This window comes from Paraburkholderia sp. UCT2 (assembly GCF_014397665.1).
In the GTDB taxonomy this organism is placed as follows: Bacteria; Pseudomonadota; Gammaproteobacteria; order Burkholderiales; family Burkholderiaceae; genus Paraburkholderia; species Paraburkholderia tuberum.
This window is the reverse complement of record NZ_VZQO01000002.1, coordinates 213991-228413: the sequence shown is the minus strand read 5'-3', so window position 1 is coordinate 228413 and position 14423 is coordinate 213991. Positions and strand designations below refer to the sequence as shown.

Below are 14423 nucleotides of genomic sequence, written 5' to 3'. Positions count from 1 at the left end.
GATCAGCCCAGCTGCGCGAACACTGGCGCGTGATCCGACGGCTGCTCCCACTTGCGCGGCACCTTGTCGATGTCGCACGCCGAGCAGATGTCGGCCAATGCCTTCGACAGCAGGATGTGATCGATGCGCAGTCCCGCGTTGCGACGGAACGCCATCATCCGGTAGTCCCACCACGAATAGATTTTTTCCTGCTGCTCGAACTGGCGGAACGCGTCGAGCAGGCCGAGGCCGATCAGCCGCACGAACGCCGCGCGTTCCTCGGGCGACACCAGATTCTGACCTTCCCATGCCTTCGGATCGTGCACGTCGCGATCGTCGGGCGCGATGTTGTAGTCGCCGAGCAAGGCGAGCTTCGGATGCAGCGTCATCTCGGTTGCGAGCCAGTCGTGCAGCGCGTCGAGCCAGCGCAGCTTGTACGCGAACTTGTCGGTGCCGGGCGCCTGGCCGTTGGGGAAATACGCGGAGATGATGCGCACGCCGTCGATGGTTGCCGCGATCACGCGCTGCTGCGGATCCTCGAAACCGGGGATGTTGCGCACGATGCTGCTTTCGTCGACGTTCAAACCTTCGCGCACCAGAATGCCGACACCGTTATAGGTTTTCTGACCCGCGTACCAGCTTCGATAGCCGACCGCCTCGAGTTCGGCGCGCGGAAATTTTTCGTCGGGAAGCTTCAGTTCCTGCAGGCACAGCACGTCGGTGCCGCTGCTCGCGAGCCAGTCGATGACGTGTTGCTGGCGGACTTTGAGGGAGTTGACGTTCCAGGTGGCGATTTTCATCAGTTGCACAAGCTGTTGATTTTCAATAAATATTTGACTTGATGTGGTCGTGATATACGTATCGATATACTCATTTCACGAGTGGTGTTCCGTTACTCAGGAGTCACACGCCATGCCAGTCCGGCGTCGCAGGCTATATGATACGGCCTGTCACGCCGGGGGCGCGGGTTCGAGTCCCGTCCACTCCGCCAGACAAAGCCCGTTCATGGGAACCTGAACGGGCTTTTTGCTTTTGGCCCTTTTGCTTTTGGCCCATCACCAGGCCATCAGCTCGGGCCGGTCGAGCGTGGGCTTTCGCCGCTGTCCCGGTTGTTGAACTCCCGCCCATGAAACAGGCGCTATTCGGTAGGAACGGGAACCCGGATGCACGCAACCCGCCGTGCATCACCTTGCCGGGAAACCGCTTGCGGTTGCGCATCGCCGCATGCGTCGATCGCGGCGGGGCAGCGCGTGCGGAACGCGCATCCCGACGGCGGTTGCAAGGGCGACGGAATCTCGCCTTGAAGCAGCAGATGCCGTCGCGCGCGCTCGACGCTCGGGTCGGGAACCGGTACGGCCGACAGCAATGCACGGGTATAGGGATGCGCAGGTGCCGCGTACAGCGCGCGTTTTTCGCCGAACTCTATCACGCGCCCCATATACATCACCATCACGCGATGGCTGATTGCTTTCACCACGGCCAGATCGTGCGCGACGAACAGCAGCGACAACGACAGTTCGCGTTGCAAGTCGCGCAATAGATTAACGATTTGCGCTTGAATCGACACGTCGAGCGCGGACACCGGTTCATCGCAGATCACGAGTTGCGGCTCGCTGATCAATGCCCGTGCAATTCCGACGCGCTGACATTGCCCGCCCGAAAACTCATGCGGATAGCGCCGCAGATGCTGCGCATTCAGGCCGACGCGTTCGAGGATGGTCAGCACGCGAGCGCGCACATCGGCGCGCGCGACATCGGGCCGATGCGTGATCAACGGCTCCGCGACGATCTGCTCGATCGTCATGCGCGGATCGAGCGACGCCAGCGGGTCCTGAAAGATCATCTGCACGTCGCGCCGCAAGATGCCGAGATCGCGCTTTGTGCCTTGCACGGTTTCGACGCCATGAAGCTTGACGCTGCCGCCCGACGCAGGCGCAAGACCGACGATCGCGCGCGCGAGCGTGGACTTGCCGCAACCGGATTCACCCACCAGCCCGACGGTTTCGCCGCGCCGTACATCGAACGACACGCCGTCGACAGCGCGCAGCGTGGCCTTGCCAGACCACGGTAATTTGCCGCGCGGCACGCTGAAATGCACCTTCAGTTCGTTCACCGACAGCAGCGGTTCGGTACTGTTGCAAGCGGAATGCTGGTTCATCGAACGGCCCCCAGAATGGCTGGAACCGGACGGTGGCACGCGCGCAATGCACCCGCCAGATCGCTACGCGCATCGAGCGACGGCACTGTGGTGCGGCAAGTATCGTCTGCAAACGAACAGCGCGGTTCGAACGCGCAACCCGCGCCGATTTGCCCCGGCAAAGGCGGATTGCCCGGAATGGTTTGCAACGGGCGGTCGTCGTCGTCGGTGATGCGCGGCAGCGCGTTCAACAGGCCGATCGTGTACGGATGGGTCGGCGCGGCGAACAGCGCGCGCGCGTCTGCCTGCTCGACCGTGCGCCCTGCATACATCACCATCACGGTATCGCACAAACCGGCAACCACGCCCATGTCGTGCGTGATGAGAACGATTGCCGTGCCGCGCTCGCGATTCAGTTCGCGCAGCAATTCGATGATTTGCGCCTGAACGGTGACGTCGAGCGCGGTAGTCGGTTCGTCGGCAATCAAAATTTCCGGTTCGGACAGCAACGCCATCGCAATCATCACGCGCTGCCGCATACCACCGGAAAACTCATGCGGATACATGCCGATGCGGCGTGCGGCATCGGGAATCCGCACCGTGTCGAGCACCTCGATGGCACGCCGACGCGCTTCGCGACGCGACAGCTTCTTGTGCAATTGCAGCGATTCCGTCATCTGCCGTTCAATGGTCAAAAACGGATTGAGCGCCGTCATCGGGTCCTGAAACACCATGCCGATCCGGTTGCCGCGAATCCTGTTCAGCGCTGCGTTGTTCATCGTCAGCAGATCGCCGCCGTCTTCGCCACGATACAGTGCGGTGCCCGACACGCTGCCGTTCGACGACAGCAAACCGAGCAGCGCCATCACGGTCTGACTCTTGCCCGACCCCGATTCGCCGACGATGCCCAGCGTGCTGCCCGCGTCGAGCGAAAACGACACGCGTTGGACCGCATCGACCGGCGGTCCTTCGCGGCGCGTGAAGCGCACACTCAGGTCCTTCACTTCGAGTAGCGCCATGTCAATGATCCTTGGGGTCGAGAGCGTCGCGCAAACCGTCGCCGACGAAGTTCACGCAATAAAGCGTCACGCACAGCATGACGGCAGGGCAGAGCAGCAGCCACGGCATCGATTCGAGTTTTTGGGCACCGTCTTCGATCAGCACGCCCCAACTCGTCATCGGCTCCTGGACGCCGAGTCCGAGAAACGACAGCACCGATTCCGTCAGCACGATCGACGGCACTGTGACCGTGGCATACACGACCACCACGCCGATCAGGTTCGGCACGATATGCCGCGCGATGATGGCGCGGGTGCTGACGCCAGTCGCACGCGCCGCGTCGACGAATTCGCGCGAACGCAGCGACAGCGTCTGACCGCGCACCACGCGCGCCATATCGAGCCACGAAAACGCGCTGATGGTCAGCACGACCAGATAGAATGCGCGGCCGAACAGCGTCATCATCATGATCGCGATCAGCATGTACGGAATCGCGTACATCACGTCGACGACGCGCATCATAACGGCATCGACGCGTCCGCCCATGAAGCCGGCTGTCGCGCCCCACGCGACGCCGATCAGTCCGGACACCAGCGTGCCGAGCAACCCGACTTCGAGCGATACGCGCCCGCCCACCAGCGTGCGCGCGAGCAGGTCGCGACCGAGTTCGTCGGTACCGAACAGATGCATGCCGAGCCACGACGGCGGCAGACTGATCGATCCCCAGTCGCTGTCGACCGGATTGTTGGGCAGAAACAGCGGCCCCGCAAAGCATGCGACGACGATCAGCAGCAGGATCACGAGACTTGCAAATGCCGCGCGATTACGCAAAAAGCGCATGCCGGCAATCGCGAACGGTCCGCGCGAAGCCTTCGTGACGATGCCGCCGGACAGACAGCCGCCTGCGGACGCCGCATCGGCCGGCGGCGCGACGAACGCGCGCGCGGCCAGGTTGAATCGACGAATCTTCATGTCAGTACCGGATGCGCGGATCGAGCCATGCGTAAGCAAGATCGACCAGCAGATTGAACAGGACCGCGAATGCCGTGATCAATGCGACCAGACCGAGCACCAGCGTGTAGTCGCGATTGATCGCGCCGTTCACGACCAGTTGACCGAGACCGGGCAGCGCGAATACGGATTCGGTGACGACCGCAGCGGTGATCGACGAAATGCACAGCGAGCCGAGTAGCGATACGACCGGCATCAGCGCCGGTTTCAGCGCATGACGCAAGACGATGGTGCGGCCGGCCAGACCTTTCGCGCGCGCGGTCCGGATGAAATTGCCGGACAGCACTTCGATCATGCTGCCGCGCATCACGCGCGCAATCGTCGATACGTTGATGATCACGAGCAGTACGATCGGCAATACGCGGTAGTGCCAGTCGCCATCACCCCAACCGCCAGCGGGCAGCAGACCATGCTCGCCGCGCTTGATCAGGATCGCGAAGACCCACACCAGCACGGGGCCGAGGATGAATGGCGGCACCACACCGCCGAGATTGCCGAGCAACATCACGCCGTAGTCGATCACGCCATTGCGGCGCACCGCCGCAACCGTGCCGAGCGCCACACCGATCACCAGCGCGATCGGCACCGAAATGCCGCCGACACCGAGGCTGACCGGTAGGGCTTTCCACACCAGTTCGCTGACCGACCAGTCCGTGTAACGGAACGACGCGCCGAGATCGCCGTGCAGCAGCGAGTCGATGTACAGCAAATACTGCTTCCACAGCGGCTGATCGATGTGGTATTTCGCGTCGAGATTGGCAAGCACGGCCGCCGACAGATGCTTCTCCGAATCGAACGGGCCGCCGGGCGTCAGGTGCAGCAGCAGGTAGCACGCGGTGATCACGGCGAGAATCGTCGGGATCGCCCATAACGCGCGGCGCAATGTATAAGCCAGCATGGCAAGGCTCCTTGCGCTCAGTGCTTGATGATGTACATGTCCTGCGACTGCCGCTGATCGACGTAGTTGGTCGGCGAATAGCCGCCCACATACGATTTCACGAGCCGCACCGCCGAGTACTGGAACATCGGAATCAGCGGATAGTCATTCATCGCGATGTCGTGCGCCTGCGTTAGCATCGCGGTGCGCTTCGCTTCGTCCATCTGCTGGTTCGCCTGATCGATCAACGCATCGACCTTCGGATTGCAGTAGTGCTGGTCGTTCTGCACGCTGTTGCAGCGGATCAGGTCGAAGAACGACATCGCGTCGTTGTAGTCGACGAACCAGCCGTCGCGCGACGCCTGCACCTTGCCGTCGTGGCGCATTTTCAGCAGCACGCGGTTCTCGACGTTTTCGAGCTTCACGTTGACGCCGAGCTTGGTGCGCCATTCCGACGTCGTGAATAGCGCGACCTTCTTGTGCAGGTCGTTGGTGTTGTATGTCAGCGTGAACGTCAACGGCTTTGCAGCGGAATAGCCCGCCTGTTTCAGCAGGTCTCGCGCGGTTTCGATGCGCTTCGCCATCGGCCACGCGGCCCAGTCGGGCTGGAATTGCGCCGCGCCTTGCGTGCCTTTTGCAATCAGGCCGTACAGCGGCAACTCGCCGCTTGCGGTCAGTTTGGACGTCAGCAGGCTGCGGTCGATCACCATGGACAGCGCCTCGCGCACGCGCTTGTCCCTGAAGGCCGGGTCGGCGTTGTTCAGCGAGTAGTAGTAGGTGGCGATAAACATCCCGGTCTTCAGTTCGGAGCCGAACTGCTTGCTGACCTGGTTATAGATGCCGGACGGAATCGAATACGTGTAATCGAACTGGCCGGCCTGATACATCCGCATTGCCGTTTCGTCGCTTTCGATCGGCAGATAGGTGACTTTCGTGATCGCGACCTTGCTCGCATCCCAGTACTTGTCGTTCTTCACCATCACGAGACGGTTGCCCGGTTGCCAGTCGCTCAACGCATACGCACCGTCGCTGACCATGTGGCCGGGACGGGTCCATTCGTCGCCGTACTTCGCGACCGTCGCGCGGTTCACCGGTGCCATCGTCGACATTGCGGTCAGTTGCGGAAAGAACGCGGTCGGGTCTTCGGTTTTGACCTCTACCGTGTACGGATCGACCGCGCGCACGCCGAGACTGGAGAGCGGCGCCTTGCCCGCCAGAATCGCCTTCGCGTTCTTCACGAACTCGACCAGGATCGTGTATTTCGAGCCGGTCTTCGGATCGACCACGCGTTGCCATGAATAGACGAAATCGGCGGCCGTGACCGGCTCGCCGTTACTCCAGCGCGCGTTGTGGCGCAGCTTGAAGATCCATGTATCGGGCGCGCTGCGGCTCCACGATTGCGCGACGCCCGGCACGACCGCACCGTCGGCGGCGATTCGCGTCAAGCCTTCGAACAGGTCGAGGCCGATGGTATTAGCGGCCCAGGATTCGATATGCGCGGGGTCGATCGATTCTGCCTCGACGGGTGTTTGCCGCGTCAGTTCCTGGGTGGCTGCGAGCGTGACGCCGGGCGGAATCGTCACGGCGTGGGCGGGAGAGAGAAGGGCGAGCGCCAACACGGCCAACGCCGCCCGAGTGGCGTGAATCGGTTTCATTGCGTATTCCACGTGGCATCCGAAAAGCAAAAAAGCTGGCGGTGCGCGAGGCACCGCCGCCAATCCTCTTCAACAACGAAGAAGAGGCAAGAGGAGACCTACGGTCCTGCGATAAAGCCCGCTGCGACGATCAGAAGCGGTAGGTCGCACCGATCTGGAAGAAGCGGCCCAGATTCGTGTACAGCGACTGGTCGTAGCCGGTGATGTCCGGCGTTGCTTGCCACTCCACGTCGAACGGCGGCTCCCTGTCGAAGATGTTCTGGATGCCACCATAGATCGTCCAGTTCTTGAAGCCGCGATACGTCATCATCAGGTTGAACTGGCTATACGACGCCACCGAACCCGTGCCACCGTCGCCGAACTCGGCTGCCACTGCGTTGGTGTACGGACCCGTGTACTGCCAGCTCAGCGTCGTGGTCATCTTGCGGTAATCCCAAGTCAGGCTCGTGTTGCCCTTCCAGCGGGGATTCGACGCACCGAACGGTTGCAGCAGCGCGAGGTTGTTACCCGCGAAGTCCTGCGTTGCAGAGCCCGGGCTGTTCAGCTTGAAGTGCCACACGTACGCCCAGTCGCCCGACAGCGTGAACGTGCCGTACTTCGTGCCGACCGACTTGCGGAAGTTCATATCGAAGCCGTCGGTGTCCAGCGAGCCGAGGTTGATGAACTGTTGCGCGATGTAGCGGATCGTGCCGTCAGGATTGCGCACGACCCTCGACGGGTCGTTGGCATCCAGCACGGCATTCGGATCGTCGGTACCGATCACGCCGTCGATATGAATCTTGTAGAACGCTGCACCGATATCGGTCGACGCATCCGGCGACAGTTCGAAGCCGATGTTGTAGTTCTTGGTGTGCTCCGGTTGGAGGTTCGGGTTGCCGTTGACCTGTTCCGTCGTGAAGTGCTTGGTCGGCACGCCGCTCGGGTCGTTCGGATCGACGAGGTTCTGGTGAGCCAGGTAGGTTGCCTGCGAGTTTTCGACCAGCGTCGGCGCGCGGAAACCACGGCTGTACGACGCGTACGTCGTCAGCATCTGGACCGGTTGGAAGCGCAGTGCGAAGTTCGGCGAGAACGCGCCGCCGAAGTCGCTATAGTGGTCGTAGCGGCCCGCTTGCGTGAACGTCAGGTTGTGGATGATCGGAATATCGATCTGGTAATACACGGCCGCGATGTTGCGTTCGCCGTCGACGGACTGAACGTTCGCCGGCACGACGATCCCTTGCGACGAGTACGTGCGCGGGTTGATCAGCGAGCTTTCGTGACGGAATTCCGTACCGAAACCGACGCCGACCGGGCCAGCCGGCAGGTTGAACAGATTGCCGGTCGAGGTCTTCGCCGTCACGCTGTCGAGCTTCGAGATCGCCTGCTGGTTGTCGTCCTGGAACAGGCCGTTCAGACCGTTCGGTGTCGATGCCGGGTTCGCGAAGTTGTAGCCGCCGTTCGGGCCGAGGATGTTTTCAAGCGCGGCCGTGTTGATCATGTTCGAGTACGTCGTGTCGACCGTGCTCTGCGAATGACCGTAGTCCACCGACCAGTCCCAGTCGCCGACCTTCGGCGTGGTGAACGAACCTTTCACGCCCGTCGAGGCCTTCCAGAACGTCGATACTGTGTCTGCGCGCTGCGCAACGCCCGGGAAGGTCAGGTTGATCGGCGTATCGACACCGTACGGGTTGTACGGATTCAGCGCCGACACCGTGCGGTCGAGTTGCGACACCGAGCCGGTCAGCGGATTGAACACGTTCGACGTGCTGGTGATGGCCGGGCTGCCGAAATACTGGACCGTCTCGTTGCGGCTCGCCCACAAGTCGGCGTAAGCCTGCACGTCGTCGTTGATCTTGAAGGTGCCACGCACCTTCGCGTTCATACGCGTCGTCTGTGGAATCAGCGAGTACGTGTTCGCGTTCTTGTACACGCACGATGCGCCCGCCGCGTTAGTGCTGCCCGGAGGGCATGGGCTCAACGCGGCTGTCGAGCCGTCGGGCAGTTGCCAGAATGACTGCTGATTCGGACCCAGAGGACCCGCCGACCCACCTGGGAACTGGCTGAAGTCTTCGTTTTTGGTCATGTCGCGCTGGTCGAGCGTCGAACCGGAATCGCGATAGTAGCTGGCGGCTGCCGTCACGTTGAAACGATCCGAGTTCAGGTCGCCGAAGCCGCCGAGCACGCTGAAGTTGCCCTGAGCGTTACCCGGATGCTGTGCCTTGCCGAGCTGCCCGTCGATCTGAAGACCCTGGAAGTTCTTCTTCGTGATGATGTTGACCACGCCGGCAATCGCGTCGGAACCGTATGCGGACACGGCGCCCGTCTTCACGATTTCGATGTGATCGACGATGTTCAGCGGGATCGTGTTGACGTCGAAGAACGTGTCGGTGAAGTTCACCGCCTGTGCGTAGTTCGCGACGCGTTGGCCGTCGACCAGCACCAGCGTGTACTTCTCGGACAGACCGCGCAATGCGATCCCCGAGCCGCCCGGCGCCGTGCCGTTCATCGTGGTGGAACCCCAACTGGACGCGGAGTTGGCAGACATGCCGCGCAGGAAGTCGGCCACGGTCGTGAAGCCGCTTTGCTGGATTTCCCTTGCTGTAACGGTCTGGACTTCGACGTTGCCGGTCTTGTCCGATGTGCGGATCAGCGAACCGGTGACTTCTACTCTTTCGAGCTTGCTGACGGCGGGGGGAGTCGCCGCTGGCGTGCTTGCGGCCGTCGGAACGGCCGCTGTATCAGGTTGGCTTTGTGCGTGTGCCAGCGGGACGAACGCCGCTGTCAACACCAGCTCGGCTCCGATGATTCTTTTGATGGCTGAGGCCAATCGCTTTTGTTTCACTTCCGCTCCTTCTTGTTGTTAAGGCCACTTCCGTTGAACGATCACGCAAACGCAGGCGCGAGTTGCGCGTGCGCTGCAGTGCGTTGACGTCAGCGAGTTCTTCGCTGTCCGGCGCATCCCCGCGCCGTCCCGCACATCCCGTCCAGGGTGCGTCGCCGATCGTGTCGGACGCGCGCCTTGGTCTTGAAGCGAGCGCAGCAAGAGCACGAGATATGCCATGTGTGAGGCCGCGGGCCGTCGGAAAGGCCTCGAGCGGCCTCCGCAAATGCATCGAAGCGATTGATTTGCTTAGGAATTAAGACTTACGAAAAATTTCGTTACTCGGGTAATGCATGGAAATAAATCTCTCCTCGTGCGTGTAACAGAACACAAGAAAATTTCAATTAAAAAAGAATACAGCCTGGTGGTTCGTTGTCGTTACGATTGGTGCGGAATTCGCACCGATAGAATGCGTTAATTCCGAATTGGTGCATTAAATAAAGATGCATCAAGCCCAATTAGATTCCCTAATTCTGGGCAATTGAGGCGCATTAAAAATGTTAAGTAATAAATGTAAGAAAACGATCGGTAAGATGGCTTCGCGTTGCGCGGAGCTTTTTTGGGGCGGGGATTGGTCTGCAATTGGTGTTTATGATGTAAGAAAACTGAAAGTACACAGAAAACAACATGTAATAAAGTTGGCTATGTCGTATTGGGCATTGCACCAAAGCGTTTCAATTGCGATTTTTCGCACCATTTCTGCAATAGCGAATTAAAGACCTTGCCAGGATAAGTCTTCGAAAGCGGCTTTACGCCATTACCGAAATCAATTTGTTTTGCTATACGCGTGCGCGAGCGCCACGCAAGCCTTCGGGATGCGAGTTTTTGTTACGCTACGTAAGGCCATGAAATAAAAGGCAAAGCGTTCCGTGTAAGGGATTGGCGACGTCTTTACGGAGCAATCAGGCGCTGGTCCTGGTACGGGCTTTGCATGGGTGGCAGGCCTTTTTAGCTGGCGACCCATAAGGCAGCCGGCATCTCGATACCCACCGTTATTCAACGGCCGCTTGAGCCTGTACTAACCGGAGTCCGCAGTGCTGAATACCCTCATTAACTACTCGATCCAGTCGATGGGTCTGATCCCTCTCCTCGCGTTCATCTTCCTGCTCGGCATCGCGATCATCATCGAACGATTCATGTTCTTCTCGCGTGCCGTGCGTGCCGGCAAGACCCTCGAACATGACCTGAAACTCGTCGATGCAGCCAATCCCGACGATGCCGCCAAAGTGGCCGAGCACTACAAGCAGACCGTGCAAGGCGAACTCGTGAAGTCGGCGATGAAAGTGAAGGGCAAGAGCGAAGCCGTGGTCGAACGCGAGATCGAGGAAACGATCATGTTCCAGTTGCCGCGTCTCGACCGTAACCTGTGGATTCTCGATACGGCCGTGACGCTCGGCCCGTTGCTGGGTCTGCTTGGCACGATCATCGGCATGGTCGAATCGTTCAACGTGCTCGGCACCAGCGGCACCGCGAACCCGAACGGTGTGACGGGCGGCATCGGTCACGCGCTGACGGCCACCGCGTGCGGGCTGACCATCGCGATCATTTGCGTGATCTTCCTGAACTACTTCAACAAGCGTATCCGGATGACGGTCAACCAGTTCGATCTCATCAAGTCGCTGCTCGTATCGCGCTTCGCAGTCTGACACCCGCACTCAAGGAGACGGACCATGCGAAACCATCGCAGCCATTACCTCGGCGGTGAAGAGAAAGCGCGCATCGAGATCATCCCGATGATCGACATCATGATGTTCCTGCTGGTGTTCTTCATGCTCGCGACGCTGAAGATGATCCAGGGCACAGGCATCAAGCTCGACCTGCCGCAATCGAGCACCGCCGAGCAGTTGCAGCAGACCGTCAAGCTATCGATCGGGGTGACGAAGACGGATGAAATCTATCTGGATTCGAAGCCCGTGACGCCCGACGAACTGACCGCGCGTCTGCAAGGTCTGGTTCACGACTCGAAGAAAGTAGATGTCGCGATTGCCGGCGACGAAGGCACGAGCTACAAGAATATCGTCAAGGTGATGGACCTGGTGCGCGCGGCGGGCATCAGTTCGGTTGCATTGGCCACGAACCCGACGACATGAGTTCACCGGCCATCGACATGAAAGATCCGCAAAACCGCCTGGACGGTGCACTCTGGGCATCGACGACGCCGGCGCATCACGGTCGCATGCCCATGAAGCTGGCGATCGGCGTTGCGGTGGTGGTCGAGGCGCTGGTGATTCTGGGCGTGTCGCACATGAAGTTCCAGCCGCCGCCGCCTCCGCCGCCGAAGGAGATGCGCGTGCAGATTGCGCCGCCGCCTCCGCCACCGCCGCCGCCCGAGGTGAAGAAGCTGGAGCCGCCGCCGGCGCCGCCCAAAGCGCAGCCGAAGCACGAAATACCGAAGCCGACCCCGACGCCGCCGCCGCCGCGACCGACGCCGCAGCCGGTGATCCAGCCCACGGCGAATCCGGCTCCGAACGCTCCGGCGGTCGCCTCGCCGACGCCTGCGCCGGCACCCGCGCCGGCACCAGCCGCGCCGCCGGCGCCGCCCGCGCTGCATGGCGTGGTGGACGGCCGCGGTCATTGCCAGTCGGTGCAGCCGGTGATTCCGCGCAAGGCATTGACGGACGGCATTTCGGCGGACGTGATCGCGCATCTGACGATCGGTACGGACGGCAATGTCAGCGACGTGAAGATCATGCGCGTCACGCCGCCGACGTCGGTGTTCAACGAAGCCGTGATTGCCGCAGGCAAGGCGTACAAGTGCGAGAAGAATGCCGAGCCGTATGTCGGCGAAGTTCAGTTCTCGTTCAAGACCACACCGTCCGACGACGAGTAACCACGACGAGTAACGACGACGAACAAGCTCAGCTTCGACGCGAACTTCCGGCCTTCGCAATTTACCCATCCGGCCTTCAACCCGGAACCGCGCGAGCGGTGGCTACCCGCCGCCGCCCGCGCGGTTTCGAAGCATCGCGCATCGGCTACGAGCCGATTGCGTTCAGACACGCATGATGACAACCGACAGGTTTCGAGGCCCGCGCGCGCGCGTCGTTAAGATGCTCGCGGCGCAGGTTGCGGTGACGCTCGTCGCGGGGCTGCTGGTCGTGCCGTTGACGACGGCGCCCGCGTTCGCGAGGGCGTCGATCGCGCAATACGACGCGCCGAAGTATCCGTCCGGGTTCACGCATTTCGATTACGCGGACCCGAATGCGCCGACCGACGGCACGCTGGTTTTTCAGAACTACGACGAAGCGCAAAGCTACGATTCGCTGAATCCTTTCCTGACGCGTGGTGCGCCGGCGCCGGACATCCTGCATCTGATGTTCGATACGCTGATGCAGCGCAGTTGGGACGAACTCGCGTCGGAATACGCATTGATCGCCGACGACGTCGAGGTGGCGCCGGATGGCAAATCAGCGGTGTTTCATATCGACCCGCGAGCGCGCTTTTCGAACGGCGATCCGATCACCGCCGACGACGTCAAGTATTCGTCCGATACGCTGACCAGCCCGCAGGCATCGCCGCTGTTCAACTCGCAGTTCGCGGTGATCAGCCACGCCACGGTGCTCGACCCGTCGCGGGTGCGCTTCGACTTCAGGCACGTGGAACGCGACGCGCCGTTGATCGCAGGCGACCTGCCGGTTTTCTCGCGCAAGTGGGCAATGCAAGCCAACGGCACGCGCATCGCGTTCGATCAGTTGACCAACGTGCCGCCGGTGTCGAGCGGCCCGTATCTGATCGAGCAGCGCAAGAACGACACGCAGATCGTCTACCGTCGCAATCCGGCTTACTGGGCCGCCGATTTGCCGTCGCGGCGCGGCATGTACCATTTCGCGCGCGTCGCGTTCAAGCTCTATCACGATCATTACACGCAGCTCGAATCGCTGAAAGCGCTCGATACCGACGTGATGGTCGAATACAGTTCGATGCAATGGGCGCGCCGTTATATCGGCAAGAACTTCGAGAACGGCGCGTTGCAGCGCAAACTCTTTCCGGATCACGGCGCGCAGATGCAGGGGCTGATGTTCAACACGCGCAGGCCGATGTTTTCGGATGTGCGGGTGCGGCATGCCCTTGCACTCGCGTTCGACTACGACTGGCTGAACCGGATGACCTTCTACGGCCAGTACCGGCGCACCAACAGCTACTTCGACGATAGCCCGTTCGCCGCGCAAGGCGTGCCCACCGCTGCCGAACTCACGCTGCTCGACCCGTATCGCGCGAGTTTGCCGGCGGCCGTGTTCGGTCCAATGGTCAGGCAGGCCGACACGATTGCGCCGCACACGTTGCGCGAGAACCTGCGCGAAGCGCGCGGCCTGCTCGCCGAAGCGGGTTGGACGGTGCGCGACGGCCAGTTGCGCGACGCGCACGGCAACCCGATGTCGATCGAAATCATCGACGATCAGCCTGGCATGGATCGCGTACTGCTGGCGTATATGCGCAACCTGCAACTGCTCGGCATCGATGCGCATATGCGCGAGATAGATAGTGCGTTGTATCAGAAGCGGATCGACAACTTCGAGTTCGATATGACGACGTTCATCTATCTGCGCGTGACGATTCCCGGTTCCGAACTGGAGCGTCGTTTCAGCAGCGCATCGGCGTCCCAGGTCGGCTCGGAGAACTATCCGGGCGTGAAGTCGCCGGCGGTCGATGCGCTGGTGCGCGCGGTGATCCACGCGAGCACGCTGAACGAACTCGAAACCGCGACCCATGCGCTCGACCGCGTGCTGATCAACGGCTATTACATGGTGCCCGAATATTTCGCGCCGGATACGCGGATCGCGTACAAAAGCGCCCTCGGCTACCCGTCGGTGACGCCGGTCAGTTTCCAGGGCGAGGACTGGATCGTCAGCTACTGGTATCGCAAGCCGCCGTCCGCTGCGGCCAATACCGCCGAGGCGAAGTGAG

11 protein-coding genes are annotated in these 14423 nt (G+C 61.2%); 4 read left to right on the top strand and 7 right to left on the bottom strand.

Annotation, left to right across the window (positions count from 1 at the left end):
* Window positions 1-2: 2 nt before the first annotated feature.
* The 7 genes from xth to F6X39_RS02670 all read right to left on the bottom strand — a co-directional run bounded on the left by xth (window position 3) and on the right by F6X39_RS02670 (window position 9479).
* Window positions 3-779: an exodeoxyribonuclease III gene (xth, locus tag F6X39_RS02700; RefSeq protein WP_090800854.1), complete on the bottom strand. Its 777-nt coding sequence runs from the start codon at window positions 777-779 to the stop codon at window positions 3-5.
* A gap of 338 nt (window positions 780-1117) precedes the next feature.
* Window positions 1118-2137: an ABC transporter ATP-binding protein gene (locus F6X39_RS02695; protein ID WP_187615469.1), complete on the bottom strand. Its 1020-nt coding sequence runs from the start codon at window positions 2135-2137 to the stop codon at window positions 1118-1120.
* Window positions 2134-3135 carry an ABC transporter ATP-binding protein gene (locus tag F6X39_RS02690; protein WP_187615468.1) on the bottom strand — a complete coding sequence of 334 codons (1002 nt, stop codon included), beginning with the start codon at window positions 3133-3135 and terminating at the stop codon, window positions 2134-2136. Before F6X39_RS02690 ends, F6X39_RS02695 begins: the two co-directional genes overlap by 4 nt.
* Window position 3136: 1 nt before the next feature.
* Complete coding sequence (locus F6X39_RS02685; protein ID WP_409340029.1) at window positions 3137-4087, bottom strand: ABC transporter permease; 951 nt, start codon at window positions 4085-4087, stop codon at window positions 3137-3139.
* A gap of 1 nt (window position 4088) precedes the next feature.
* Window positions 4089-5024, bottom strand: coding sequence for an ABC transporter permease subunit (locus F6X39_RS02680; RefSeq protein ID WP_184022273.1), 936 nt, complete (start codon window positions 5022-5024; stop codon window positions 4089-4091).
* A 17-nt stretch (window positions 5025-5041) separates the two neighbouring features.
* The gene (locus F6X39_RS02675; protein ID WP_187615467.1) at window positions 5042-6658 is read right to left on the bottom strand and encodes a peptide ABC transporter substrate-binding protein; all 1617 of its coding nucleotides are present in this window, start codon (window positions 6656-6658) and stop codon (window positions 5042-5044) included.
* A gap of 130 nt (window positions 6659-6788) precedes the next feature.
* A complete protein-coding gene (locus tag F6X39_RS02670; protein ID WP_187615466.1) occupies window positions 6789-9479 on the bottom strand; it encodes a TonB-dependent receptor plug domain-containing protein in 2691 nt (896 codons plus the stop codon).
* Window positions 9480-10552: 1073 nt separating this feature from the next.
* On the opposite strand from F6X39_RS02670, the gene F6X39_RS02665 reads away from it, so the two are divergent.
* From F6X39_RS02665 to F6X39_RS02650, 4 genes are all read left to right on the top strand, one after another.
* On the top strand, window positions 10553-11164 hold the full coding sequence (locus F6X39_RS02665) for a MotA/TolQ/ExbB proton channel family protein (protein WP_184063922.1): 612 nt from the start codon (window positions 10553-10555) through the stop codon (window positions 11162-11164).
* Window positions 11165-11188: 24 nt separating this feature from the next.
* On the top strand, window positions 11189-11608 hold the full coding sequence (locus F6X39_RS02660) for an ExbD/TolR family protein (protein ID WP_090800842.1): 420 nt from the start codon (window positions 11189-11191) through the stop codon (window positions 11606-11608).
* On the top strand, window positions 11605-12348 hold the full coding sequence (locus F6X39_RS02655; RefSeq protein WP_187615465.1) for an energy transducer TonB: 744 nt from the start codon (window positions 11605-11607) through the stop codon (window positions 12346-12348). Before F6X39_RS02660 ends, F6X39_RS02655 begins: the two co-directional genes overlap by 4 nt.
* A 175-nt stretch (window positions 12349-12523) precedes the next feature.
* Entirely contained in the window at window positions 12524-14422 is a 1899-nt protein-coding gene (locus tag F6X39_RS02650; RefSeq protein ID WP_187615536.1) for an extracellular solute-binding protein, read from the top strand.
* Window position 14423: the final 1 nt, after the last annotated feature.